Annotated in this window: 18 protein-coding genes, 3 pseudogenes and 1 riboswitch; of the genes and pseudogenes, 4 read left to right on the top strand and 17 right to left on the bottom strand. The window is 64.1% G+C overall.

Annotated features, from left to right (window positions below):
- Positions 1-76: 76 nt before the first annotated feature.
- Positions 77-811 carry a FadR/GntR family transcriptional regulator gene (locus tag AC0V8S_RS31165; protein ID WP_244661577.1) on the bottom strand — a complete coding sequence of 245 codons (735 nt, stop codon included), beginning with the start codon at positions 809-811 and terminating at the stop codon, positions 77-79.
- A 251-nt stretch (positions 812-1,062) separates the two neighbouring features.
- On the opposite strand from AC0V8S_RS31165, the gene AC0V8S_RS31160 reads away from it, so the two are divergent.
- Positions 1,063-2,988 carry an autotransporter outer membrane beta-barrel domain-containing protein gene (locus AC0V8S_RS31160; RefSeq protein WP_183457160.1) on the top strand — a complete coding sequence of 642 codons (1,926 nt, stop codon included), beginning with the start codon at positions 1,063-1,065 and terminating at the stop codon, positions 2,986-2,988.
- Here AC0V8S_RS31160 and dhaL read toward each other — a convergent pair.
- The 4 genes and pseudogenes from dhaL to AC0V8S_RS31140 form a co-directional block, all read right to left on the bottom strand.
- A pseudogene (gene dhaL, locus AC0V8S_RS31155) lies at positions 2,983-3,626 on the bottom strand (dihydroxyacetone kinase subunit DhaL). The gene AC0V8S_RS31160 and the pseudogene dhaL overlap by 6 nt on opposite strands.
- Before the next feature lie 15 nt (positions 3,627-3,641).
- Positions 3,642-4,655, bottom strand: a complete 1,014-nt coding sequence (locus tag AC0V8S_RS31150) for a dihydroxyacetone kinase subunit DhaK (protein WP_183457164.1) — start codon at positions 4,653-4,655, stop codon at positions 3,642-3,644.
- 58 nt (positions 4,656-4,713) lie between these two features.
- Complete coding sequence (locus AC0V8S_RS31145) at positions 4,714-5,187, bottom strand: 6,7-dimethyl-8-ribityllumazine synthase (RefSeq protein ID WP_183457166.1); 474 nt, start codon at positions 5,185-5,187, stop codon at positions 4,714-4,716.
- A gap of 78 nt (positions 5,188-5,265) precedes the next feature.
- Positions 5,266-5,413, bottom strand: a riboswitch (FMN riboswitch).
- Between the two features lie 100 nt (positions 5,414-5,513).
- Positions 5,514-6,688: pseudogene (locus AC0V8S_RS31140) on the bottom strand (MFS transporter).
- A gap of 48 nt (positions 6,689-6,736) precedes the next feature.
- Here AC0V8S_RS31140 and AC0V8S_RS31135 point away from each other — a divergent pair.
- The gene (locus tag AC0V8S_RS31135; RefSeq protein WP_183457169.1) at positions 6,737-7,276 is read left to right on the top strand and encodes an Lrp/AsnC family transcriptional regulator; all 540 of its coding nucleotides are present in this window, start codon (positions 6,737-6,739) and stop codon (positions 7,274-7,276) included.
- Here AC0V8S_RS31135 and AC0V8S_RS31130 read toward each other — a convergent pair.
- Together AC0V8S_RS31130 and oiaX are read right to left on the bottom strand one after the other, a co-directional pair.
- Positions 7,273-8,595, bottom strand: coding sequence for a four-carbon acid sugar kinase family protein (locus AC0V8S_RS31130; protein ID WP_475435323.1), 1,323 nt, complete (start codon positions 8,593-8,595; stop codon positions 7,273-7,275). The genes AC0V8S_RS31135 and AC0V8S_RS31130 overlap by 4 nt on opposite strands.
- 8 nt (positions 8,596-8,603) lie before the next feature.
- Positions 8,604-9,854, bottom strand: a complete 1,251-nt coding sequence (oiaX, locus tag AC0V8S_RS31125; protein ID WP_475435321.1) for a 3-oxo-isoapionate-4-phosphate decarboxylase OiaX — start codon at positions 9,852-9,854, stop codon at positions 8,604-8,606.
- A 177-nt stretch (positions 9,855-10,031) separates the two neighbouring features.
- On the opposite strand from oiaX, the gene AC0V8S_RS31120 reads away from it, so the two are divergent.
- Positions 10,032-10,745, top strand: a complete 714-nt coding sequence (locus AC0V8S_RS31120) for a transcriptional regulator NanR (RefSeq protein WP_475435319.1) — start codon at positions 10,032-10,034, stop codon at positions 10,743-10,745.
- 6 nt (positions 10,746-10,751) lie between these two features.
- On the opposite strand, the pseudogene apnL reads toward AC0V8S_RS31120, so the two are convergent.
- The 10 genes and pseudogenes from apnL to AC0V8S_RS31070 all read right to left on the bottom strand — a co-directional run bounded on the left by apnL (position 10,752) and on the right by AC0V8S_RS31070 (position 23,733).
- Positions 10,752-12,591, bottom strand: a pseudogene (gene apnL, locus AC0V8S_RS31115) (D-apionate lactonase).
- The gene (locus AC0V8S_RS31110) at positions 12,588-13,622 is read right to left on the bottom strand and encodes a Gfo/Idh/MocA family protein (RefSeq protein ID WP_475435317.1); all 1,035 of its coding nucleotides are present in this window, start codon (positions 13,620-13,622) and stop codon (positions 12,588-12,590) included. The pseudogene apnL and the gene AC0V8S_RS31110 overlap by 4 nt, the downstream one beginning before the upstream one ends.
- A 2-nt stretch (positions 13,623-13,624) precedes the next feature.
- Positions 13,625-14,689, bottom strand: a complete 1,065-nt coding sequence (locus AC0V8S_RS31105; RefSeq protein WP_475435316.1) for an ABC transporter permease — start codon at positions 14,687-14,689, stop codon at positions 13,625-13,627.
- Complete coding sequence (locus AC0V8S_RS31100; protein WP_475435314.1) at positions 14,689-16,248, bottom strand: sugar ABC transporter ATP-binding protein; 1,560 nt, start codon at positions 16,246-16,248, stop codon at positions 14,689-14,691. The genes AC0V8S_RS31105 and AC0V8S_RS31100 overlap by 1 nt, the downstream gene beginning before the upstream one ends.
- Complete coding sequence (locus AC0V8S_RS31095) at positions 16,245-16,889, bottom strand: DUF2291 family protein (protein ID WP_475435312.1); 645 nt, start codon at positions 16,887-16,889, stop codon at positions 16,245-16,247. Before AC0V8S_RS31095 ends, AC0V8S_RS31100 begins: the two co-directional genes overlap by 4 nt.
- A gap of 77 nt (positions 16,890-16,966) precedes the next feature.
- A complete protein-coding gene (locus AC0V8S_RS31090; protein ID WP_475435310.1) occupies positions 16,967-17,908 on the bottom strand; it encodes a substrate-binding domain-containing protein in 942 nt (313 codons plus the stop codon).
- A 296-nt stretch (positions 17,909-18,204) separates the two neighbouring features.
- A complete protein-coding gene (locus AC0V8S_RS31085; RefSeq protein ID WP_475435308.1) occupies positions 18,205-19,032 on the bottom strand; it encodes a phosphogluconate dehydrogenase C-terminal domain-containing protein in 828 nt (275 codons plus the stop codon).
- A gap of 109 nt (positions 19,033-19,141) precedes the next feature.
- A complete protein-coding gene (locus AC0V8S_RS31080; RefSeq protein ID WP_475435306.1) occupies positions 19,142-20,173 on the bottom strand; it encodes an ABC transporter permease in 1,032 nt (343 codons plus the stop codon).
- Positions 20,170-22,641 carry an ATP-binding cassette domain-containing protein gene (locus tag AC0V8S_RS31075; RefSeq protein ID WP_183457193.1) on the bottom strand — a complete coding sequence of 824 codons (2,472 nt, stop codon included), beginning with the start codon at positions 22,639-22,641 and terminating at the stop codon, positions 20,170-20,172. The genes AC0V8S_RS31080 and AC0V8S_RS31075 overlap by 4 nt, the downstream gene beginning before the upstream one ends.
- A 69-nt stretch (positions 22,642-22,710) precedes the next feature.
- A complete protein-coding gene (locus AC0V8S_RS31070; RefSeq protein WP_183457194.1) occupies positions 22,711-23,733 on the bottom strand; it encodes an ABC transporter substrate-binding protein in 1,023 nt (340 codons plus the stop codon).
- 348 nt (positions 23,734-24,081) lie between these two features.
- Between AC0V8S_RS31070 and AC0V8S_RS31065 the strand changes: the two genes are divergently transcribed.
- Positions 24,082-25,152: an ISAs1 family transposase gene (locus AC0V8S_RS31065; RefSeq protein WP_475432758.1), complete on the top strand. Its 1,071-nt coding sequence runs from the start codon at positions 24,082-24,084 to the stop codon at positions 25,150-25,152.
- Positions 25,153-25,223 lie beyond the last annotated feature (71 nt).

Below are 25,223 nucleotides of genomic sequence, written 5' to 3'. Positions count from 1 at the left end.
CAAGCCTGCGGCATAGTCTGAGAGAAGTTCGGTCCGGGCGTACCGCGCCGGTATGCCGCGTGCGGCGATGCCGGCTCTATTTCTGCCTGCCGAGCCTGGCCGCGAGGGAACGCCGCACGTCCTCTTCCGCTCCATCCAGCAGGTCGATCAGCACCTTGCTGGTGGCTGCCGGGTCACGCTTTTCGATGTTCTCGACAATCTGCCGGTGCAGGCTGAGCGAGTGGCGCTGACCGTCTGGATTGTCGTCCGAAAGCCTGAAGCTGATCACCAGCGCCGTCTCGATCAAGGCCGCCAGCGAACCGATCAGCTCGTTGCCCGACATATGCAGGATCGCCTGATGGAAGGCCAGATCCGGTATCGCGAAGCGTTCGCCGTCATCGCCGGCCTGTTCCATCTCGTCGAGGAGTGCCCGCAATTCGGCGATCTGCTCCGGGCTGGCGCGCTCCGCCGCCAGGGCCCCGGCGGTCGGCTCGATCGCGCGGCGCAGCTCGAACAGGGAGCGCGCCTCCTCGGCCGTCGTCCTCGAGCCGAAACGCCACAACAGCACATCCGGGTCGAGGAAATTCCAATCCTTGCGCGGGCGCACCCTGGTTCCGGTCCGGGGGCGCATTTCCACCATGCCCTTGCCCGCCAGCACCTTGACGACTTCCCGCAGCCCGGTGCGGCTCGCGCCATAGGAGGCGCTCCAATCGTCGCCGTTCGGCAACTGGTCACCCGGGATCAATTCGCCGCGCACGATGCTGAGGCCGATTTCGTTGAGCAGCCTGGCGTGGAGGCCGGAATGGGACGAGCCGGCCATGCGCGACGTCATTCGGGATGCCCTGGGGTGGGCCGCTAAATTCTTCATACTATTCCCATTATTCATACGATTGTCACGTGCCCACCCTAGTGAGCACATCGTTGAACTCCCCGCCAGAGCGATCGACGAACCACAGCGCAGATAGCACCCGAAGAACCACAAAATCTCGAAGTCTTGCCATCGCCGACGGCCGCCACCGTCGTTGGTCGATGTCGTGCGCGTCGAGCCCGCCGATCGTAAACACCAACAGGAACGCGCCAGAAATGTCTCCCAAGATGATCGATCACGCCAGCAAAGCCGCCCTGAAGGGAACGGCCCGCCTTCCGAAAACCATAAGCTCCTGCATCTTCGTGTCCAGCGCGCTTGCCATGACATCGGTGCCGGCACTCGCCGTCGAACCCTGGATCATGGTCGAGAAGACCACCTTCACCGGCGACGCGATAGCTGCCAAGCAGCAGGGTGTGACCACGGACGGAACGAACTGGTATTTTTCCGGCACCAATATTCTCGAGCGCACCGACAAGAACTACAATCCGAACCTGCGTGTCGCGCCTGCCATTCCGCTTGCTCTCCAGCTTCCGTCTGAATTTTCCAGCATGGGGCTAAACCATATTGGCGACATCGACTATGCCGACGGGCTTCTCTACATCTCGCTTGACACGAGCAAGCGCGACCCGATTACCGGAGGCAAATATGACCACCCGGTTTTCGCGGTCTTTCGCGCCAGCGACATGAGCTATACCGGCCAGGCCTTTTCGCTCAACCCGCCCCATGGCACCCATGACATCGCCAGCTGGGTTGCCGTCGACGCCAAGAACGGCCTGGGCTACGGCATGGCCTATGAGAATGCGACGGAGATAGCCGTCTACAATCTGTCGGACTGGAGCTTCAAGGAATACATCCCGCTGACGCAAAAGATCGACCAGGCACAGGGCGGCAAGCTGCTCGACGGCTGGATGTATTTTTCGACCGACAATGATCAGAAGATCATCTACCGGGCGAACCTCAAGACCGGCGAAGTCGAGAACCTCGGCAACCTGAAGATCGATCGCGAGCAGGAAGTCGAAGGGCTTTCCTTCAACCAGACGAAGGATGGCTGGTCGATGTATATCCTCAATCGGGAAGCGCTGGAGAGCGACCCCAACGTGGAGGCCGTCGGCTTCTACCGTTATCTGCGCCCTTATGGAAACGCGCTCTCCGGCGAGATCCACGCCGATATCAATGGCGCGCTTGTCGAGGACAGCCGCTTCGCGCGGGATGCGGCGAGCAGCCGAATTCGCTCCGCCTTCGATGCGGTCTCCGCGCCGGTTCTGACAACCGCCAGCATCGACACCGACGGCGCGCACGCCGCGCCCGCCAATGCCGACGGCATCGTGATATGGAGCCAGGCACTGGCAATGACGGGCGATGCGAACGGCTCCGGCGATGCCGCTGCCTTCGGCCGCAACACGACAGGATTCATCGGCGGCGCCGACGCACCGGTCGGAAGCTGGCGAGTTGGCGTGCTCGGCGGTTACAGCCATTCGCGCTTCGATGTCACCGACCGGGCTTCATCCGGCTCGAGCGACAACTACAATCTCGGCCTCTATGCCGGCACGCAGATGGGCCAGCTCGGTTTCCGCGCCGGCGCGATCTATGGCTGGCACGACATCGAGACCAGGCGCAGCGTGGTCTTCCCCGCCTTCAGCGAGCAGCTCTCCGCCGACTACAATGCTGCGACGGCGCAGGCTTTCAGCGAACTGGCCTATCGGTTCGACATCGGCCGCAATGCCTTCGAACCCTTCGCCAACCTCGCTTATGTCCATCTGAACACCGATGGCTTCGCCGAAACCGGCGGCACGACTTCGGCGCTGACGGCACAGAAGACGACAACCGAAAACACCTTCTCGACCTTTGGCGTTCGCGCTTCGACCCAGTTCGACACGGGGGCGACCAAGACTTCCCTGCACGGCATGCTGGGCTGGCAACACGCCTATGGCGACGCGGATCCGACCGCCGGTCTGGCCTTCAACACCGGGGCATCCTTTACCATCTCGGGCGTGCCGATCGCCAGGGACGCGCTGGCGGTCGAAGCCGGACTGGATGTCTCCCTGTCGTCCAATGCGACGCTCGGCGCGTCCTATTCCGGGCAGATCGCCAAGGACGCCCAGGGACATGCCTTCAAGGTCAGTTTCGATCTGAAACTATAGTGCCGACGTCAGGCTCTTCGTCATCGCGCCGATGACGGTGACGGCCGACGCCGCGCCCGGGTCCATATGGCCGAGCGATCGCTCGCCGAGCCGCGAGGAGCGGCCCTTGGCGGCGATCATGTCCTTGGTTGCTTCGGCACCAGACTCGGCGGCGGCAAGGGCCGCTTTAGACTCTCAGCCAGGGTCTTGCCGGCGAGATTGGCCGCGGCGGCCGCTTCGGCCGCCGGCTGCCAGGCATCGACCATCGTCTTTTCGCCAGGTTCTGCCTTGCCGCGATCCTTGATGCCTTGCGCCATGGCCTGGAACAGGGCGATGAAGTCCGCCTCCACCAGCGTCGCCTTGCCCTTGACGGCGGAAGCCGCGCGCATGAAGGCCGTAGCGTAGAGCGGGCCTGACGAGGCGCCGACAGCATTGAGGAACGATTTCGCCGCCGTGTTGAGCAGCGCCGTCGGCTCGGTCGCGGCAAGGTCGAGAGGCGCCAGCGCATCGCGCACCGCATTGAAGCCGAGCTCCATCGCAATGCCGTGGTCGGCGTCACCGATGACGCCGTCGAGTTGGCAGAGCCGGTCCTTGTCGGCCTCGATCGCCACCGCGATCGCTTCGAACATTCTTTTCAGGTTGGCGGCATCGATGGTCACGGGAACGCTCTTTCGTCAGCCGGCACGGAACATCGCGCAGTCGCAGGGGTGATCGAGCATGGTCTGCAATTCCGCGTCGAGATGAAAAAGCGTCACCGAGGCGCCAGCCATTTCCAGCGACGTGCAGTAATTGCCGACCCAGGTCGCGTGAATGGAAACGCCGATATCGTCGAGCCGCTGCTTGACCCGCCGGTTCATGATGTAGAGCTCCATCAGCGGCGTCGAGCCGAGCGAATTGACCAGCACCGCGACCTTGTCGCCGCGCGACGGTGCCATCTCGGCGAAAATCTTGTCCAGCATCTCATCCGTGATCTCGTCGGCGGTCCTGAGCTTGCCGCGGGCGATGCCGGGCTCGCCATGGATGCCCATGCCGATCTCCATCTCGTCGGCGCCGATCTCGAAATTCGGCCGCCTTGTCTGCGGCAGCGAGCAGGGCGACAGCGCCACGCCCATGGTGAAGGTGTGGTCGTTGGCCTTGCGCGCGATGCGCTCGACCTCGTCCAGGGAGAGCATGCGGTCGCAGGCGGCGCCGGCCGCCTTGAAGATGAAGAAATTGCCGGCGACGCCGCGGCGCTTCTGCCGCTGGTCACGCGGTGCCGAGGCGACATCGTCGGTGGTCAGCACCGTGCGCACCTCGATGTCGTCCATGTCAGCCATCTCAGCCGCCATGTCGAAATTCATCACGTCGCCGGCATAGTTGCCGTACATGAACAGGACGCCGGCGCCGCCGCTCACCGCCTTGGCGCATTCGAGGATCGGATCGGGCGGCGGTGAGGCAAAGACGTTGCCGATCGCCGCCGCGTCCGCCAGTCCCCTGCCGACAAAGCCGAGAAAGGTCGGCTCATGGCCGGAGCCGCCGCCGATGACGAGCCCGACCTTGCCGGGTCGCGGCCCGTCACGGGCGATGATCGAGCGCGGGCTGCCGTCCGCACTCCTGAGGTGGCGAGGATGCGCGGCGAGGATCCCTTCGAGCATCTCGTCGACGGCGCGGTTGCCGTCATTGATGATCTTCTTGGTCTGCACCGGCATCCTCCCGACTTCTGGCAAATACTACCGGGTGTTATCGCGATTTCCACCCGGGAAGATTTCATGCCGCGATCTTTTCCCGTGCGGCGAGAATTTCCACGCAGGCCTTGGCCGCTTCCTTGCCCTTGACGGTGAAGTGCTCGAAGAAGAAGCGGTGGTGCTCGGCGCTGTCGTGATAATTGTGTGGCGTCAGCACCGCCGAAAGCACCGGCACGCCGGTCGACAGCTGCACGTTCATCATGCCGTCGATGACGGCACTGGCGACGAACTCATGCCGGTAGATGCCGCCATTGACGACGAACGCCGTGCCGAGGATCGCGGCATAGCGGCCGGTCCCAGCCAGGGTCTTGGCGTGCAGCGGGATTTCGTAGGCGCCGGGCACGTCGAAGACATCGACGGCGAAGCGGTCGCCGCCGGTGCCGGCCAGTTCCGCCTCGAAAGCGCTTACGCATTGGTCGACGATGTCCGCATGCCAGCGCGCTCTGATGACGGCGATGCGAACAGTTTCATAGTCTTTGTGGGAATGCTGATTCATGGGTCCATCCTTCCGTTTCGAACCAGAATCAGGACGCACGATACGAAAATCCGGCCCGCCGGAGCGGTCCGTTTTCCGTTTCGTTCTCTTTCATCCGGACTCTAACCGTCGGCTCCGGAATCACACCGGATCTGCTGACCTTTCCGATTTTGCCGGAAAGCGCTCGCGGGCTTGGATCGAGATCCTTACCGCCGGTGGGGACTTTCACCCCGCCCTGAGAACATTAACGGGCTTTGTATGGAAGGGCAGGGGTGCTGCTGTCAACCGCGCCAGGCCGGTGGCCAATCACGTTCTGTCGACTGGAGCAATTCCCGGAAGCAGTCGGTTTATCGCGTGCGCCACGCCGCCGCCGAAGCGGCAACCAGCATCAGCAACGCCGCAACCATCGCGCAGACCGCAAAGCCGAAGCTGGAATAGATAGGCCCGAAGCCGGTGGTGCCGATAAAGACCGCCAGATAGGTGACCGAGCTGTTCAGGCCCATGATCGTGCCGCGCCGTGAGGGATCGAGTGCCGAGAGGCGCATCACCAGGACATTCAGCCCGAAATGATTGGCCAGTCCCCACACCACCACCATGGCCAGCGTCAGGCCGAAACTGTTGCTCGTCGCCGCAATGGCGACATAGACGGCGGCGACGAGAAGATAGGCGAACGGCATGACGCGCCGCGCACCAAGCCGGTCGATCACGCCGTCGAGCAGAGCAGCAGTGCCGAAACCGATGCCATAGGCGAGTGCGGCCCAGCCATTGGCGCTCACCGGCTTGCCCAGTCCGCTGTGCAGGTGGTCGCCGAGATAGCCATAGACACCGTAGAAGGCGGTCATGAAGGCCGCGCAGGCGACGAGAAGCGGCACAATGCCGGGAATACCGAGCGCTGCCAGCGGCGTCGGTGCCGGGCCGCTCTTCCTGATGTCGCTCAGTGACGTCATCGTGAGGCTGGCCAGCGCAAGCAGTGCCAGCACCGCGACGGCGGCGAAGACGGCGCGCCAATGCACAAGATCGGCAAGCACGGCCGACAGCGAAACGCCGGCCACCATGCTGAGCGTCCATCCGGTCAGCACGACGCCGATGGTGCCGCTTTCGCGGCCGGGCGGCGCGATCGCCGCCGAACTGGCATAGATCGCCGGCATGGCGACGCCGGCAGCGATGCCGGCGACGAGCTGCGCCGCGACCAGCATGATCACCGTCGGCGCCACGGCACTGGCGACCAGCGCAAGCGCCAGCAACAGCAATGCCCCTTGCAGCATTCGACGTGCGCCGAGCCGATCGATGTAGCGGGCCAGGAACAGGGCGCTTGCCGAGGTGCCGAGGCCGAAGGCGGCCGCTGCGATCATCACCACTGGCACGCTTGTTCCGAACGACAAAGCGACGGCCGGGCTATCGGGCCCAGGACCAGCGAATTCGAGCCGATCACGGCGATGCAGCCGGTCAGCAGATAGGCGAGGGCCGGGATCGGCGGCCTGGCATCGGCTGTCAGGGCTGTGGCTTGATTGCTGTTCGACATATGACCATAATGGCCGTATTAAATTCCGTGGCAATCAGGATTGTCGATATGGATGAAGAAACAGATGGCATTCTGCGGAACACGCCAGCGCCCCGCGATATCGATGCGATTGACCGAAAAATATTAGGCGTCCTCGTCGACGACGCCACGGTCAGCTATGCCGAACTCGGCGATCGGGTCGGCCTTTCGCCGCCTGCCGCGCATGAACGGGTCAAGCGCCTTCGGCGCAGCGGCGCCATTCGCGGCACCATGGCCATCATCGACCCCAAGGCGGTTAAGAAGCCGCTGCTCGCTTTCGTGCATATCGACACCAGGGGCTGGGGCAAGACCCCGGAGCTGATGGCGGTTTCGCAATATCCGGAAGTCGAGGAGATCCACACCGTCGCCGGCGACACCTGCATGTTGCTGAAGGTCCGCACCGAAGATACGAGAGCGCTGGAAGGCCTGCTTGCTCGCCTGTACGAAACGCCCGGCGTCACCTCAACGCGCAGCTACGTGGTGCTGTCGACCTATCTCGAGCGCCCGGTGCAACCCGGCGTCACCGAGACGTGGCCGACGCCCAACCACATGGGCAAGCCGCTGTATTAACTGCCCAGCCGGATCGTCTCGAAATAGGCGTCGGTGCCGACCTGGCCGCCCTTCAGCGCGATTTCGAGACCGTCGATCTCGCCGCCGCCATGGGCAAGGCAAAGCGGTGAACCCGGTGATTGCGGCAGCGGCATGCGCACGGTCAGCGCATCGATCGACAATTGCCCCAGCGCGTGGCTGGAAGTGTCGCCACCGGCGATCACCGCGCGCTTGAGTTTCTGCTCGACGACCAGCCGGCGCAGAATGTCCCCCAGCGCCCGGCCGAGCCTGTTCCGCGCGCCGTCGATATGGTCGATCTCGGCACTGCGGTCGGCCTGCGGACCAAGGGCGGTGTAGAGGATGACGCTGCGCCCTGCCGCGAGGCTCGCCAGGCCACCTTCAATAGCGCCCTCGATCGCCTTGCCGGCGCCGCCCGAGACCAACTGCATGGCATCCATCTGGATGCCGTCGAAGCCATGGGCGAGCGCGAAGCGGATCTGCTTCTCGGTGGTCGGCGACACACTGCCCGAGACCACGGCGAGCCGGTCCACCGGACCGGGCGGCGCGAAGGATGCGTGCCCCGCTGCGATGCCTTTGCCGGCCCATTCGGCGAGCAAGGCATATTCGACGCCCGAGGACCCGACGACGAAACCATGGCCTTGTTTGCAGATCCGCCAGATCTGTTCGCCGACGCGTGTCTGCGTCTGGCGGCTTTCGACGTCGAACAGGACGATCTCCTTGTCCTGCAAGGCCTGGTCGACTGTTTGGGAAAGATCATCCGCCTGCAGCGCCGCCAGGTCGACAAGGCCGGAGCCGAGATCGGTCTGGCGATGGAGGTGGACGAGCAGATCGGCTTCCTTCATCGGCGTCACCGGATGCCGGCTCATGACGGGGTGGCGGTCGATGCGGAAATAAGTGCCACGAAAAGCCGCGAAGAGGTTGCCGAACGCCGTGTAGCGTTTGAGCTGGGGCGCTCCGACAACCACCGGCACGCTCTTCTGGTTGAAGACGCGCCGGCCGATCTCGATGGCGCGGCCGATGTTGCCGATTGTCGGGCCGGAATCGAAGGTCGAGCAGATCTTGTAGTGGCAAACTGCCGCTTCAAGGCTTCTAAGCCATTTAAAGGCCGGCGACAAATTCTCGTCCATCCATTGCGGCGTTTCGCTGCGGCTCGTGCCCGCCAGTCCCACGGCCCGGCACTGCGAAAACCGTGACAGCAGATGCTGGTCGGGTTGGCGCATGAACAGCACCGTCGGCACGCCGCCAAGCTCGAGCGCTTCCATGACGTCGGTCGAACCGGTGAGGTCGTCGCCATAATAGCTGAGGAGCAGGTTCTGCATGGCGTTGCTCACGCCGCCTTGCCGTCGCCGAATTTTTCGATCGAGCGCGCCAGCTCGACATGGCTGCTGGCATAGTCCGCCAGCGCAATGCCCGCGACAGCGGCCTGCCAGGCCTGCTGCACGGCGCGTACGCCGGCACCCGGGCCATCCGGATGGCTGACGATGCCGCCGCCGCAGAGATAGAGGAGATCGACCGTGCGCCCGGTGCGCTCATAGGTCTCGGGTGCCTGTCCGCCCCACTGGCCGGAACCGGCGACCGGCAGCGCGCAATCGTCAGGCGAGAACAACGGCGTCGTCACCGCCTCGAAGGAGCGGATGAAAGACTCGTCCGGCTCCCAGTATTTCGAGGCGATGCCGTTGATCTGGAACTGGTCGACACCGAGCAGCCGCCAGAACTGCTGCCACACTTTGAAATCCATGCCGAGGCCGGGATGGCGGGTGAGGATGTCCCAGCCGTTGCGGTGGGCGTGCAGCACCAGGCCGGAGCGCTTTCTAAGGTAAGCCATGCCGCCGAAGCCGATGGAGTTGATGTTGACCACGGCGCAATTGCCGCCGGCCTTAAGCACCAGATCGTGGTTGCGCATCATCTCATCGGGATCGGCATGCGAGATGCCGAAGGCATACATCACCTTCTTGCCGGTCTTCTGCTCGTGGTCGAGGATCAGCGGCATGATCGCCTTCACCCGCTCCGAGAGCGGCGAGTAGGCCGGGCTCATCAGCTTTTCATCGTCCTTGATGAAGTCGACGCCGGCCTCGATCAGCTCGCCCACCATCGCGGCCGTCTCGGGCGGCCGCAAGCCAAGTGCCGGCTTGACGATGGTGCCGATGATCGGGCGACCCTCGACGCCGGTCAGCCGGCGGCTGCCAGCGACACCGAACTGCGGGCCAGGATGCGCGCCCCTGAATTGTTGCGGCAGCTTCATGTCGACGACGCGGATGCCGGACAGGCCCTTGATCGAATAGGTACCGCCGATGGCGATGGTCATCAGCGCCGAAAGGTCTGTGCCGATCGCGTCGAAGGGGAATGCGATGTCGACATCGGCGCGCTTGAAAGGTCCGCTGCCGGCCTCGGGAATGGACGGTTGCTGCGCATCGGGCAGATGCCGGATCGCCAGCACCCGTGCCGCCACGCGTGCCTTCAGCTCTTCGGTCTCGCCGGGCAGGGCAACGAAGGTGCCGGTCGACTGGTCGCTGGCGATCTTGGCCGCCAGCGCTTCGATGCTGTCAGGCGTTTCGATGCGATAGGTGAACGTGATCATGGCCGGTCGAAAGCGTCCGAAAAAAGTTTTGTTGCGCTCCAAATCTGGTATAATGAGTACATAAGTATTGCAAGCAAATATCCCGACCTCGCGTGACGCGGCGGGCAAGGCGCAGGCATTCCGGGAATCGTGCCGGCAATGCTAAACAGGAACCGGGCCAGGGAGGGATTCGTCACGATGAACCGTTCGGAGCCGATCGTCCGGCGCAAACTTTCCGACGAAGTCTTTGCAAGGCTGAAGCGGCTGATCACCAGCGGCGAGCTGCAGCCGGGCGACGACATGCCGTCGGAGCGCGAATTGATGGAGCGCTTCGAGGTTGGCCGGCCGGCGATCCGCGAGGCGATGCAGGCGCTGAGCAATATGGGCCTTGTCGCCATTTCGCATGGCGAGCGGGCCAAGGTGCTGCAGCTCACCGCCAAGTCGATCATCAAACAGGTCGACGGCGCGGCCAAGATCATCCTGTCCTCGTCGAAGGACACGCTCGAGCACCTCAAGACCGCGCGCATCTTCTTCGAGCGCGGCATGGTCAGGGAAGCCGCCGAGAAGGCCACTGTCGAAGACGTGCAGCGGCTCAAGGCAACCGTCGCCGAGCAGCGTGCCGCGCGCGGCGATTCCGACGCCTTCATTTCCGCCGACATGAAATTCCACACCCAGATCGCGATGATATCGGGCAACCCGATCTATGTCGCCGTCAGCGAGGCGATGCTCGGCTGGCTGAAGGAATATCACACCGAGATGCTGATCTGGACCGGCAAGGAAAAGTACACGCTGACCGAGCACGAAGAGATCGTCGACCGCATCGAGCAGCGGGACGCCGACGGCGCCGAAAAGGCGATGATCAAGCATCTCGAACGCTCGCGCGCGCTCTACGTGATGAATTCCGAGAAGTAAGATCCCCTAAGCGATCCGGATGATGGCGTAGGGCGAGATGACGAGATGGCCCTGACCAAGCGCGGACGCGTCGACCGAGACATCCTCCGCCGTCAGGTTTGCCAGCCACACAATGGTCTCGCCGGAGCCGGAGCGGCCGGCCAGCGCCGCAAGCCGCGTCTCGTCGCTTGTCTTGGCGGACACATAGGCGAGGCCAGCCAGCTCGCAAAGCCCCTTGATAGCCCTAGAGATCGGCCGCGGTGATCCTTCGGCGGCAGGTTCCCCGGATGCCGCCAGCACGCCGAATGGTCCGGTGAGACCGGACAGCGTCAGCATCTCCAGCCCGGCCGACGCGACACGCGCGGCATAGCCGATGGTCCAGGCGGCGGCGAACTCGCCGTTGTGGCGCGGATCGCGGTTCGTCATAGCGATGCGTTGTCCCTGCGGATTGTCCTTTGTCGCGCCGCCATAAGGGTTCTGCCGCATGGCAATGGTCGAGGGGCCGATGCGATAGGGCTTGTCGCCGAAGATCGCCCGCGCCGACCGGGTGATGAACGGCAACGCCTCCAGCGACTGCATGACGCTGAGATCGTCGGCGGCATGCACGATCGGGCAGGTGCAATGGGTGACGAAGTCGAGCAGCCCAGCCGGAACGCGCTTGCGGTTGAGCTCGGTGAAATAGCTGAACATGCCGCCGCCGAGACGGATGTCGGGAAAGGCGCGGCGTGCCCGCGGCATAGACATCTTCCAGCGGCGGGCAGGGCGGCCAGGCGCTGCCCGGCGGCGTCGACTGGCGGTCGACCGAAGGCGACACCGCGATGGCGTCGAGCCGTAGGCCCGCCCGGCGCACCAGGCCGGCGACCTCTGTGAGTTCGGCGTCGAGATCGCCGCTACAGGCGACAACGCATTCGAGCGTTGTTCGGGCGCGATAGGCGGCGGCAAGCCCAGCAAAAGAGCGCAAGGCGTCAAGCCCGTGACCGCGCGTTGGATCGTAGTGGAACAGCAGTTGTTGCGGGCCGAGCGCTGACAAGGTGGCGAGGTTCGCCAGCGCTGTCTCGACATCACTGGGATAGATGATCACGCCGACATCCGGCAGCGCCGGACCGGGCTCGCCAAGCGTCACGCGGACCGCGCCGGACGCCTCGGCTGCAGCCGGCGTCTTGCTGTCGCTGGCAACGCGCAGGCTGATCGTCTGGCCGTTGGTTTCGCCGGCCGGCAGCACGTAGGGCCAAGGCAGCGCCAGCGGCCGCACATAGGTCTTGTAGGAGGCATCGGACCAGTTGCGTTGGTCTTCCATTTCGAAAACGTCGCCTTCCATCCGGCATTGCGCGGTGACGCCGGGCCGCACCTCATGCGTGATGGCGCGCAAATCCTTGAACGGCTGCCAGGGGTCGATCAGATCAGGCAGTTTTGTCTCCACCACGCTGCCGTCGGTATGCTCGACCGTCATCGGGCTGCCGGCGAGGCCGGCGATCGGATGCAGGATGCAGAAGCCGCAGCGGTTGGTCTCGAAATCGCTTTCGGGCAGCGCGCTGACGTCGAACACCAGACGACCATCAGAGGAGCCTTTGATGGTGGCGCGGAAGGCGAGCCGGCTTCCGCCCGGCCCGGCGCAGCTTGCGGTGTAGCTGACGGAGAAAGCATCGGCTCCTTGGTCGATGACAAGGTCCGCCAATACGGGCTCGTAGGTGCCCCAGTCGCGGTCGCGCACGACATAGGCGATGGCGCGCAGCACCTCCGTGCCGCCATGGCGGATAGTGCGCAGATTGCCGTTGACGAAATCGGCGCTGAGCGCACCTGCGGTCAGCCGGATTGGTTCGGCTTCCGCCGCATGCGTGCCGCAGAGGAGGAAGCGATCCCAGGTCATTTCAGCAGGTCGTCGATCTGCACCAGTTGCCGGCTTGCGGCGCCGGCATAGGCGGCCTCAACCAGCGCGAATGTCTTGAGGTTGTCGGCGCCAGAAGTTGCTGGCTCCTTGCCTGATGCAAGGCAGTCGACCCAGTGCCGCTGGATCGCCAGCACGCTCTCCTGGATGTTGTGCCATGGCCGCGATGCCCAGGGCAGCAGCAGCGGCGAGATATCCCTGACCGCTGTGCCGCTCTTGCCGGTGACGGTGAGCTGGTAGCCCTGCGCCAGCCGCACGGTCCCGTCGCTGCCGTCGATCTCGATCAGCGTTTCGGGAAATGGCTCGACGGCAAGCCGGGTCGCATAGCTGCAATCGACGACCGAGGTAGCACCGCTCTTGTGATCCATCAGCATCGTCGCGACATCCTCGCCGGCGATGGCCGGGTTGATGCGTGCGGTGCGGGCGGTGAGGGTCGAAACATCACCCAGCAGAAAACGCGCAATGTCGAGAATGTGGATGCCGAGATCCTCGATGATGAAACGCTTGCCCGTCGCCAGATAGGGCTGGCCGGAAAACACGTCATAGGCGGAGCGGAAGGAGATGCGCCCGAAGAAGGGGGTGCCGATCTCGCCGCTGTCGAGCACGGCGCGCACCGCCTGGATCGGCGACTGCCAGCGGAAATTCTCATGCACCATCAGCGGCACGCCGGCCTTGGCGCAGGCCGCGACCATCGCCTTGGCGTCGGTGAGCGTCGGCGCGAACGGCTTTTGGCAGATCACCGGGATGCGGTGGGCGGCGGCCATCTCGACCAGTGGCCGATGGCTGGCGACAGTGGTGGCGATGTCGACGAAGTCGAGTGTCTCGGCGGCGAACAGCGCCGCTGCATCGGTGTAGCGACGCGCCACGCCGAACTGGTCGCCGACGATCCTGAGCCGTTCTGGGTCGCGGTCGCAGATGGCGACGATCGAGGCGCCGTCAATGTCGCGCCAGGCATGCATCTGGTTGACGGCGAAGAAGCCGCAGCCGATCAGCGCTCCGCTCAAATTCGCCATGATCAACCCGCCTTTGCCATCTGCATCAGGGTGACACGCTGCTGAAGCCGGCGCTGGGCCTGGTCGACGACGACGGCGACGATGATGACGAGCCCCTTGATCACCATCTGCCAGAAGGAACTCACGCCCATCATCACCAGTCCGTCCGACAGGATGCCGATGACGAAAGCGCCGACGATGGTGCCGCCGATCGTGCCACGGCCGCCCGACATCGAGGTGCCGCCAAGCACCGCGGCTGCAATGGCATTCAGTTCGAAACTCTCGCCCGTCGCCGGATGCGAGGCCATCAGCTCCGACGAGATGATCAGGCCGACGATCGCCGCGCAGAAGCCGGAGAACATGTAGACGAACATCTTGACCATGTTGACGCGCACGCCCGAGATGCGCGCCGCGCGCTCATTGCCGCCGACGGCGAAGATGTGGCGGCCGAGCGGCGTGTACCGGGCGAGATAGGCCGCACCCAGTGCCACAACGATCAGGATCCAGATCGAGACGGGCAGGCCGGCGAGGCGGCCGGCGCCGAGGAAGCCGAAGCCGGTGGTGCCGAGCTCCGGTTTGCCGACCAGATTGGGGAAGGTGCGGCCGTCGGACGACAGCAGCGCCAGGCCGCGCGCCACATAAAGCACGCCGAGCGTGGCGATGAACGGCGCGACGTTGAGCCGGGTGATCAGCAGTCCGTTGACGGCACCGATTAGAATACCGACCAGCAGCGTGATCAATGCGATCTCGACCACATTGAAATAGATGGTGTAGCCGACCTGCAGGTCGATGCCGTTGAGCACGAGATAGCCGGCCACCATGCCGCACAGGCCGACGATCGAGCCGACCGAAAGGTCGATGCCGCCGGTGATGATGACGAAGGTCATGCCCATGGCGAGGAAGGCGTTGAGCGCCACATGCTTGGCCATCAGGATCAGGTTCGCCGCCGACAGGAAGTTCGGCGCCGCGATCGAGAAGAACACCAGCACGGCGATCAGTGCGATGAAGGTCCTGAGCTTCATCAGCGTCAGCAGTACGGAGCCGCTGGAGGCCGAAGAATGAGCCGCCCTGGCCGGAATGTCAGTCATCAGCTTTGCTTTCCATGTGCGGGGGCAAGATGGGCAGGTCCGTGGCCGAGCGCCGATGCGGCGACGATCGCGGCCTCGGTCGCCTCGGCGCGGTCGAACATGCCGGTCAGTTTGCCATTGCTCATCACCGCGATCCGGTCGGACAGCGCCATCACCTCGTCGAGGTCGGAGGTGGCGAAGAGGATGCCGAGCCCATCGCGTGACAGTTTGCGCATGGTGCGGAAGACGTCGGCCTTGGCGCCGACATCGATGCCGCGGCTGGGTTCATCCATCAAAAGCACCTTCGGTCCGGTGAGCAGCGCTTTGCCGATCACCACCTTCTGCTGGTTGCCGCCGGAGAGCGACGAGACTTCCTGCGCCGGATCGGCGACCTTGATCGAAAGCTCGCGCACCATCTGCCCCACGGCCTGCCGTTCGGCGCCGCCACGGATGTGGAACAGAGTGACGAAGCGCGACAGGCTGGCCAATGTCAAATTGCTGGCGACGGACAGGATCGACACCAGGCCCTCGCGCTGGCGGTCTTCCGGGATCAGCGCCAGCCCGCGCCTGATGCGCCGTGTCGTGTCGCGTTCCCTGATATGGTTTCCGTCGATGAAGATCTTGCCACTGGCATGGCCGTGGCGGCCCATGATGCAGTCGAACAGCTCGCTGCGCCCCGCGCCCATCAGCCCGTAGATGCCCAAAATCTCGCCGGCGCGCAGCGACAGCGAGACGTGGTCGACCGCCAGTCCGCCGGTGGCGCGCGGCAGGCAGATGTCCTCGGCGCGGAAGATCTCTTCGCCCGGCACATGGCCGTCGGCCTTGGCGAAATCCTTGGCGTCCGAGCCGATCATCTGCCGCACGATCCATTGCGTGTCGACGTTTTTCACGTCCTCCTGGCCGGTGATGCGGCCATCGCGCAGCACGGTTATGTAGTCACCGATGCGGATCAGTTCCTCGAGCCGGTGCGAGATGTAGACGATGGCCACGCCGCGCGCCTTGAGGTCGGCGATCACCTTGAACAGGATCTCGACTTCGGACGCACTCAGTGCCGATGTCGGCTCGTCCATGATCAGGATGCGCGCGTCGAGCGAGACAGCCTTGGCGATCTCGACCAGCTGCTGCTGGCCGATGCGCAGATCCTCGACCAGCATGTCCGGCCGGATACCGGCTTCGAGCCGATCGAGGAATTCACCAGCCCGCCGTTCCTGTTCCTTGCGGTCGATCTTGCGAAACCGGTTGGTGATCTCGCGCGTGGCAAAAATGTTCTCGGCGACCGTCATGTTACCGAACAGGTTCAGCTCCTGGAACACCATGCCGATGCCGCGGTTCACCGCGTCACCGGATGAGGAGAAGGAGACCTCCTTGCCGTCGAGCAGGATGCGACCGGCCGTCGGCTGCTCGACGCCGGCGATGATCTTCATCAGCGTCGATTTGCCGGCGCCGTTTTCACCGACCAGCACATTAACCGCGCCCTTGCGCACCTCGAAATTGGCCTGCTTGACCGCGACGGTGCCGGCATAGACTTTCGAGACGTCTTCCAGCTTCAGGATGATTTCGTGGCCGGTCGCCGTGTTCATGGCTTCGGCCCGATCTCGGCCTCCGCCGGGGTCACCAGCGGCAGGTCCTGGCCGCCTTCGATCGTATAGGCGCCGAGCACCTTGGCGGTGCGGCCTTCCAGCCCTTCGCGCGGCAGCTTGGACAGCACGGTCTTGTCGGCATAGGCGTTGAACGCCTTGCCGAACTGGGCGAAGTCGATCTGGTTGGTGAAATCGTTGAACTGGACGAAGTCAAGGCCGTCGCGCAGAGCGGTTCCGCGCATCGCCGGCCCGATTTGGACGCGCGCATCCGCCTTGCCGTCGCCGTCGACGTCGATATCCATCGTGCCCGCGCGCGACTGCGTGTTGGCGGCGACGATCTTGCCCTCGACACGGACCGCGAAGGTCCATGGCGAATTCGCCTGCTTTTTGGGGTTGCCGTATTTGGCGCCGGCTGCCGCCTGATCGGTCTTCGCCAGCGCATGGACCTCGGCGAACGGCCCGGCCTTCTGCTGCAAATACGGGATGACCTTCGCCACCCAGATTTCCTCGACCATCTTCTCCGGGTTGAAGCCGGACGCATTGGCGCCGCCTTGCGCGGAGGGTGTCGGCAGAATCTTGCAGGCGCTGAGGCCAAGGCCGGCGAGCGCGACAAGGGTCAGCCAGGTCAACTTCTTCGGCATCGCGGTCAAGCATCCCAGGGAAATGGAGACGAGGGACGAACCCTAGGTTCGCCCCTCGCGGATTGCATTGCGCCGGCTCAGTTCTTCAGCGCGAAGGTTTCCAGCTTGGCGGCGTTGTCGCCATTGACCAGCACGCAATCCATCAGCTGCTTTTCCTTCTCGGGCGACTTCTTGTTCTTGATGAAGTCGTCGGCCTGCTCGACCGCCATCTGCGCCTGGGCGTAGGCCGGCTGCAGCACCGTCGCCTTTATGCCGCCTGATGTGATGGAGTCGCGCACGTCGTTGGAGCCGTCGAAGCCGACGACGATGACATCCTTGCGGTTCGCCGCGGCGAGCGCCGCATAGGCGCCCATCGCCATCGTGTCGTTGCCGGAGATCACGCCCTTGATGTCGGGATTGGCCTGCAGGATCGATTCCATCTTGGAATAGGCCTCGGTCTGGCTCCAGTTGGCCGACTGCTGCGCGACCTTCTTCAGGTCCGGATAGTCGTCGATGACGTCATGATAGCCCTTGGAGCGGATGCCGGCATTGGTGTCGGATTCCTTGCCGACCAGCTCGACATAATTGCCCTTCTCACCCATCAGCTTGACGAACTCCTGCGCGCCGAGCTGGGCGCCCTGGTAGTTGTTCGAGACGATCTGTGCCACGGCGACGCCGGTGGCGTTGATCTCGCGGTCGATCAGGAAGGAGGGGATGCCGGCGTCCTTGGCCTTCTGCACCGCGGCGACGGTGGCGTCGGCACCGGCATTGTCGAGGATGATCGCCTTGGCGCCACGGCCGATCGCGGTGTCGATCAGTTGCGACTGCTTGTTGGCGTCGTCGTCATGCACCAGCACCAGTGCTTCGTAGCCGAGTTCCTTGGCCTTCGCCTCGGCGCCGACAGCTTCCGCCTTGAAGAACGGATTGTCGTGCGAGGGGGTGATGATAGCGATCAGGTCGGCCGCGGAGGCCGGCGCCGCCGTGCCGAGTGCCAACACGCCGGCGAAAGCCGCAAGCTTCATTCTGCGAGTAAGTTTCATGAAGTCCTCCCGTTAAAAAGACATCGCCTCGACCAACCGAGGCCATTGTCTGCATTTGAATTCATAGGCAGTGCGGGCACACGCTCGGTCAGGCAAAGCCGCTTGCCGACTTTCCAACCGAACCGATTCTCGCTCCCCGTCCCTCGCCATCCTCCGCTCGTCCCGGCTTCAATCCGAGCGCGGGAGTAGCTTAGCCAACTGGTATGATGAGTCAATCACTAATTGAGGTGATCTGTATCCGAGCAGTTGATGTTTCTTCCTTCTCCCGCAAGGGGAGAAGGAAAGACGGAGCCCTCTCACGTAATCCGCTGGATGGAGGCGGCGATTTCTTCCGGCTCGAAGACGCGCTTCCAGTCGTCGCGCATCAGCACCGGCTTGCCGAATTCGATGGCCTTGTTGCAGGCATCGGAGAACACGCCCTTGGTCTCGCCGAAGATGACGGCGCCGAGCACATTCATGTGGCCGAGCAGGAAATCGAGCGCGGCCTGCCGGTCGACGCCGCGCGCCACGACCTCGTCGAGGGCTTCCTTCATGACGACGAGCAGCGAAGCGCACACCGTCTCCGAAAGGCCGGGCTCGAGCAGCGCCATGTGTTCGACCGTGACGCGGTGCGAGCGCATCACCGGCGCCCAGATGATCTGGGCGATCTTCTCGCCCTTGGCGTAGTCCGCCTCCGGCCCTTGCATCAGCGCGCTGACGAAATGCTGTTTGGCCTTGACGCCGCCGAAGAAGTCCTTCTTGGCGGCCATGTCGGTCTCGTCGTTGAAGATCGGCGGATGGCAGGGATGGGTGACGAAATAGGTAAGGTCGGGACGATCGGGCAGGTGCCCGGCGAAGGGGGCCGCCGCGTCAAGCACGATCACCATCGTGCCGGGGGCAAGCTTGCTTTCGATGCTGGCGGCGACCTTGCCGATATGCGTGTCCGGCACCGCCAGGATCACGACCTCGGCACCTTCGAGCGCCTCGTCGACGCCGACCGCGTCGAAGCCCAGGCCGGTTTTCAGCCGCTCCTTGCCCGCCTCGCTGATCTCCACATGGCGGATCGTGTAGTCCGATCCGCGAAAATTGGTCGACAGGCGGTAGCCCATTTTTCCGCCAGCACCGAACAGCGCAATCGTTGTCATCTGACCTTGCTCCTTGATCCATAGGCGATCGTCTCGCCATCGTCATCTTGTAAACTGGTATGATCACTCTACCAGAATTTGGCAAGAGGAATCATTGGTTCTGTGTTTGTCACTTCGGCAGGGGCGCGGCAGCGCCTGGCGCTGTCTTCGCCGCCGCGGCGTCCGTGGGATCGACCGAGGCGCGGCGCGCCAATGCCTGTCGCCCCGCCAACGCCAGGACGAAGATGACGACGATGCCCTGGACGATGTCCTGGGCGCCGGGCGGCAGCCCGATAATCTGCATAGTGGTAACGATCAGGATGAGCAGGATGCTGGCGAACAGGGTACCGAGCGCGGTCGCCGAGCCGCCGAAGATCAGCGTGCCGCCGAGCACCACGGCGGCGATCGACTGCAAGAGATAGGGCTGGCCCATTTCGAGGAAGGCGCCGCCGATATAGGCGCCGAGCAGCAGGCCATCGAGCGAGGCCAGCACCGACGAGATGATGAAGGCCGCCGTGATCACCCGGCCGTTCCTGATGGCGGCGAGCCGGGCAGCGGTCCGGTTCTGGCCGACCGCCGACAGAAGCTGCCCGAACACGGTGTAGCGCAGCACGAAGGAGGCGATCGCCACGCCGACAATGGCGATGATGGCCATGATCGGAACACCCGAGACGCGGCCCGTCGCCAGTCCCTTGAGCGCCGGGCTGACGGCAAAGCCGGGGATTGCCTTGTTCGACAACAGCGTTGCGGTCGCCAGCACGTAGCCGGTGGCGAGCGTCGCGATGATCGCCGGAATGCCGAGGCCGACGACGAGCAGCGAATTGAGCAGCCCGACCGCGAGGCCGAGCAGGACGGCAGCTGTGACACCAATGGCGAGGTTGGCATCCTGGCCCTTGATGGTGAGCAAGGCGACGAAGGCGCTGAGCGTGATCACCGAGGCAACGGAAAGATCGATATTGCCGCGTCCGGTGGTGACGACGAACATCTGGCCGATGCCGACGACGGTCAGGAACGAGGCCGACAGGATGATGCCCGACAGGCTGGAGAGGCTGAACCGGTTGGTGACGATCGACAGCACCAACCACAGAAGCAGGACACCGATCGCCGCCCAGATCCAGCGGTTCCTCTGCGCCCAGAAAGTGAAGGCGGACATCACGTTCATTGTTCGCTCCCGCGATCCGCGGTCAGGCCGCGCAGCGTCAAGAGGGCGATCAGGATCAGCCCTTGCGTCGCGGCGTTATAGTCGCTGCTGACATTGAGCGTGCCGAGCAGCGCGCCGATCAGCGACAGCGTCACCGCGCCGGCGATGGCGCCGACCGGAGAGACGATGCCGCCCAGAAGCGAGCAGCCGCCCATCACCACGGCGGCGATGCTGAGCAGCGTGAACGAATTGCCGGAGTTGATGTCGCTCGCCGTGTTGATCGCCGTCAGCGACAGGCCGGCGGCCGCAGCGAACAGCCCGGCGATGAGATAGCGCACCAGTGCGTAGCGCGTCGGCGACCAGCCCGAACGGATCATTGCCGTCGGGTTGTTGCCGAAGCCACGCAGCACCACGCCGAGCGGCAGCCGGTCGATCACCAACACCACCAGGGCGACCGCCGCGATGAGGATGATGGATGTCGGCAGGAAATCGAGCGACCAGCCGAACAGCGCCGTCAGCCATTCAGGGCTGGCGCCGCCCGGCGTTGGTTGCAGCGCATAGCCCAATCCCACCCAGATGAAAGAGGCGCCGAGCGTGACGACGATGGCCGGGATCTTTCGCGCCTGGATCAACCCGCCAAGACCGGCATAGGCGGCGATCGCTGCCAAAAGCGCCAGCGCGCCGAGCCATGGCTGATCATAGAGCAACGTGGCGCTGAGCACGCTGACCAGGCCGGCAAAGGCGCCGACGCCGAGATCGATTTCGCTGCCGCCGACGATGAACATCTGCGCCGCCGTCACCAGCACCAGCGACAGCGCCGGCATCAGCAAAAGGTCGAGGCCGAAGATCGAGGCGACTGCCGGATTGGCCGAGATCATCACTGCCAGCACGGCGGCGAGGCCGATGAAGGGGGCTGCATTCACCAGCCTGCGGGCAAGCCCGGCCGCACCGGCCTTGCCGTGCGCGGCATCAGTGCGCTTGTCGGCCTGCTGGACGAAGGATGCCCCGACGATCGCCGCTTCGGTGATCGCCTCGCCAGTCAGTTCCTTGACGATCCGGCCGCCGGCAAAGACCAGCACGCGGTCGCAGGCCAGCAGTTCGGCATCCTCGGTGGTGTGCCAGACAAGTGTCCGTCCGCTCCGTGCGATGTCATTGCAGAGCCGGTAGAAATCCTGCTTGGTGGCGATGTCGACGCCGCGCGTCGGATCGTCGAGCAGGATGATCGGCGTATCGGCGACGAGCGCGCGGGCAACCAGCGCCTTTTGCTGGTTGCCGCCGCTCAGCTCCAGAATGTTGGAGCCGAAGCGGTTTTCGTCGAGCCGCAGCCGGCCCGCGGCTTCGGCCGCGGCCTCGCGGTTGAGCCGGTCCGAGACCAGGCCCAGCGCCGCGCGGCGCGCAAGGCTGCCGATGGAGATGTTGCCCAGCACGCTCCACAGCGGGAACACGCCTTCCTTCTGGCGGTCGCCGGCAATGAAGCCGGCTTCGCCGGTCCGGGTGACGGCGGCATCCTTTCCGGGTTTGAAGATGGCATGCAGCAGATCCTTCTGGCCGCTGCCCTCGAGCCCCGCCAACCCGACGATCTCACCGCGCGCGATCTCGATGTCGCGGCCGAGTTCCGATGTCAGCGCGCCGGACAGCCGCACCAATGCGCCTCCAGTGCTGGCGACGGTGGCGCCGTGCTGATGGATCGAGTTGGCGTCGCCGCCCATCAACTGCACCAGCTTGCCGATCGACGTATCGGCCACGTCGCCGCGCCAGGCGGTGCGCCCGTTGCGCAGCACGACAACCTGCGCGGCGATGTCGATGATTTCCTGCAGCTTGTGGCTGATGAAGATGAAGGCGAGTCCAACCTTGGCCCGCTCACGGATGAAGGCCCGCAATTGCTTGGAGCGATCGAGATCGAGCGAGGAGGTCGGCTCGTCGAGAACGATGAGCCTGACGCCGGGCGTCGCGGCGGCGCGTGCAATCTCGACCATCTGCCGTTCGGCGATGGAGAGCTGGCTGACTTCCGCGTTTACATCGATTGTGTTGCCGGGAAAGACGGCATCCAGCGCCACGCGCGCGCGGCCTCTGTAAAGCGTCCGCCAGCCCGGGCGGCTTGCCGCATCCTGCGGCGTCTCCAGAAAGAAGTTCTCGGCCACGGACAGGTTGGCGCACAGCGACAGTTCCTGATGCACCATGCGGATGCCGCGCCGTTGCGCTTCCGCCGTGTTGTAGTCGGTGAAGTCAAGCGCCTGGCCGGCGAAAGAGATCGAGCCAAGGGTCGGCCACATCGTGCCGCAGAGAATGCGCATCAGCGTCGACTTGCCGGCGCCGTTGCCGCCGACGAGGCCGATGATCTCGCCGGCCGAAACGGAAAGATCGATTTCGGCATTCGCCAGCGTCGGCCCGAAACTCTTGATGATCTGTGAAAGCGATACGATTTCCTGCCGAGCGGCGGGCGCCATGGCGGCTGCGCGCCGTGGATCGGCAACGGCGAGATGGGACATTCGTCCTCCGTTTCTTCACGGCCATGGATCGGGCGCCATCCGGCGTCCGATCCACTTGTGCTGGTCGCGTTACTTGCTCAGCAGGTTCTGCTTGACCCAATCGAGCGAATAGCTGGGGCTGATGATCTGGCCGCCCGGTAGCTTGGCGTATTCCTTGAGGTTGCTGGCATCGACGGTCGCGACCGGCATGATCATCATCTTGGGCGCCTTGGCGCCCTTGAGCAGGGACAGGCCGAGCCAGAACGCGGCGCCGCCAATACCAGGTGTCGTGTTCATCGAGACCGTCTGGTAGCCGTTCTTGGCATTCTCGTCGGCCCACCATTTGACGAAATCGGTACCGCCGCCGCCTTCGATGATCGGCATCTTGCCGGCATAGTCGCCACCATACTGGACGAAGGCCTGGGCAATGCCGACATCGTCGCTGCCGCCCTGGCCGAGCACCGCATCGACATGCGGCAGCGAGGGCAGGACATTGGCGATGGCCGCCTGCGCGACCGAGGCGGTCGCCTGGCCATAGACGGTGGCGACAACCTTGATATCGGGATATTTCGCCAGCACCGATTGCTGCGCGTTGAACATGTCGTTGTCCGGGGCCGAGCCCTTGACGCCGCGCACCTGGATGACGTTGCCCTTGCCGCTGAGCATCTTGAACACCGCCTCGGCCTGGGTCGCCTTGTAGCCCTTGAAGTCGAAATTGAGCTGGTAGTTGCAGGGCGCCGAGGCGACCGAATCGAAGGAGACGACGATGATGCCGGCCTTGCAGGCCTTTTCGATGATGCCGTTGACCGCGGTTTCCGAGGCGGCGTCGACGGCGAGCACGTCGACCTTCTTGAGGATCAGTTCGGCGATCTGGCTGTTCTGCTGCGCCACCGAACCATCGCCGTTCATGACGATGTAGTCGGAGATCTGCCCAGCCGCCTTCGCTTCCTTGGCCGAGGCTTCGAAAGCCTCCACCATCTGGTGCCGCCAGGTGTTGCCGTAATAGGCGTTGGTCAGTGCGATGACCGGCTTGTCCGACGATGCCATTGCCGGCAGCACAAACACACTCCCCAGCGCGGCGCTGGCAAGCGCCGCCACGGTCACAAACCTCATAATGGTTCCTCCCAAGAACACGATACGCCGAACCTCACCGGTTCGGCTTTGCCACTCGACTACGGCGCTCTTGTTGAGGACGCCATACCAGGTACATATTATACCAGCATACCAAATGCGCAAGCAACCGTATGTTGAGCGGGAAGGGAGTTTCCCGTGCTCGGGGCATCTTGGCGTGGGGGACTGCTGGCCCTGTCGTCGGCTCACGGAGCGTTCGGGAACGCTTGAGCTTGCAGGGCCGCAAAAGCCGGCCGATCTCCCCCTCGTGGGCAGGGGAATCGCATATGGCGATTTTGGGCTTGAAGTTGGTTTGAGAAGGGATTCTTTGGGAAGGCAGTCCAGCGAGGAGTGACTGCCATTACCAGCCTTGAGAGCTATTTCGGTACGGTGCCTGATCCGCGCGCGGCCAACGCCACACATCGGCTTGGCGACCTGATCGTGATGATGATCGCTGCGAGCCTGTGTGGCGCGACCAGCGCAACGGAGTTTTCGTTGTTCGCGCAAGAGCGCAAACAGGCGCTGTCGCGCTTGATCGACTATGAGGAGGCGCCTAGCCACGACACCTTCTCGCGGCTGTTGCGCCTGCTCGATCCGGAGGCCTTCGGACGGGCGTTCGCCGCCTTTGCCGCAGGCTTTGCCCAGGCACGTCAGGGTGTGGTCGCACTTGATGGCAAGGCGCTGCGGCGGGCCTATGAGAAAGGCCTTGCGGCCAGCCCGCCCCTGACGGTGTCGGCCTTTGCCAGCCAGACGCGGCTGTGTTTGGCGGCGGTCTCGCCCGGCGACGAAGACAATGAGGTCGAGGCTGCCCTCAAGGTCGTCGAACTCATTGATCTTACTGGCCGATTGGTCACGGCCGATGCCCTCCACTGCCACACGCGCATGGCCAAGGCCATCATTCAGCGCGGCGGCGACTATCTGCTCGCACTCAAGGGAAACCGCCGGCATTGGTTGGCTCGGGCCAATCAACAACTGGCCCAGACCACTCCCGCCGTCACTGAGCGGACCGAGACCAGCCATGGCCGCAACGAATGGCGGCAGGCAGAGGTCGTGGTGGCGGCTGAACCAATGATGCCGGGGCACAAGGCCTTCATCCGCATCACCAGCCGGCGCGATCAGGCCGAGCCGCTGACGCGCCTGTTCATGGCCTCAACGCTGCTGTCGCCACAGCAGGCGATCGACCTCACCAGAGCCCATTGGCAGATCGAGAACGCACTGCACTGGATGCTCGACGTTCATCTGCACGAGGACCTCAGTCGTGCCCGCAAGGACAACGCTCCCGCCAACACCGCCCTCATCAACCGCATCGCCAGAAATATCCTTCAGGCCGCCGACATCGACAAAGTCCCCATTAGCCACCGCATCAAGAAATGCGCTTGGAATGACGACTATCTCATCCAGGCAATCGCTCATATGCGATAGCCCTGCCCGCACGGGGGAGATGCCTGGCAAGGCAGTGTTAGGAACTCGAGGTCTCGGTGACGTTACCCCAG

This window comes from Mesorhizobium oxytropidicola (assembly GCF_056174625.1).
The sequence above is the reverse complement of the archived record's forward strand: the minus strand, read 5'-3'. Positions and strand labels throughout refer to the sequence as shown.

Coding starts and splice junctions, on each gene's coding strand:
- AC0V8S_RS31105 (WP_475435316.1), bottom strand. CDS start 14,689: ATGACTGACATTCCGGCCAGGGCGGCTCATTCTTCGGCCTCCAGCGGC.
- AC0V8S_RS31075 (WP_183457193.1), bottom strand. CDS start 22,641: ATGTCCCATCTCGCCGTTGCCGATCCACGGCGCGCAGCCGCCATGGCG.
- AC0V8S_RS31135 (WP_183457169.1), top strand. CDS start 6,737: ATGGATGAAGAAACAGATGGCATTCTGCGGAACACGCCAGCGCCCCGC.
- oiaX (WP_475435321.1), bottom strand. CDS start 9,854: ATGATCACGTTCACCTATCGCATCGAAACGCCTGACAGCATCGAAGCG.
- AC0V8S_RS31080 (WP_475435306.1), bottom strand. CDS start 20,173: ATGAACGTGATGTCCGCCTTCACTTTCTGGGCGCAGAGGAACCGCTGG.
- AC0V8S_RS31085 (WP_475435308.1), bottom strand. CDS start 19,032: ATGACAACGATTGCGCTGTTCGGTGCTGGCGGAAAAATGGGCTACCGC.
- AC0V8S_RS31110 (WP_475435317.1), bottom strand. CDS start 13,622: ATGGCGAATTTGAGCGGAGCGCTGATCGGCTGCGGCTTCTTCGCCGTC.
- AC0V8S_RS31100 (WP_475435314.1), bottom strand. CDS start 16,248: ATGAACACGGCGACCGGCCACGAAATCATCCTGAAGCTGGAAGACGTC.
- AC0V8S_RS31160 (WP_183457160.1), top strand. CDS start 1,063: ATGTCTCCCAAGATGATCGATCACGCCAGCAAAGCCGCCCTGAAGGGA.
- AC0V8S_RS31145 (WP_183457166.1), bottom strand. CDS start 5,187: ATGAATCAGCATTCCCACAAAGACTATGAAACTGTTCGCATCGCCGTC.
- AC0V8S_RS31120 (WP_475435319.1), top strand. CDS start 10,032: ATGAACCGTTCGGAGCCGATCGTCCGGCGCAAACTTTCCGACGAAGTC.
- AC0V8S_RS31130 (WP_475435323.1), bottom strand. CDS start 8,595: ATGCAGAACCTGCTCCTCAGCTATTATGGCGACGACCTCACCGGTTCG.
- AC0V8S_RS31090 (WP_475435310.1), bottom strand. CDS start 17,908: ATGAAACTTACTCGCAGAATGAAGCTTGCGGCTTTCGCCGGCGTGTTG.
- AC0V8S_RS31165 (WP_244661577.1), bottom strand. CDS start 811: ATGACGTCGCGCATGGCCGGCTCGTCCCATTCCGGCCTCCACGCCAGG.
- AC0V8S_RS31070 (WP_183457194.1), bottom strand. CDS start 23,733: ATGAGGTTTGTGACCGTGGCGGCGCTTGCCAGCGCCGCGCTGGGGAGT.
- AC0V8S_RS31095 (WP_475435312.1), bottom strand. CDS start 16,889: ATGCCGAAGAAGTTGACCTGGCTGACCCTTGTCGCGCTCGCCGGCCTT.
- AC0V8S_RS31150 (WP_183457164.1), bottom strand. CDS start 4,655: ATGCCGGTGCAGACCAAGAAGATCATCAATGACGGCAACCGCGCCGTC.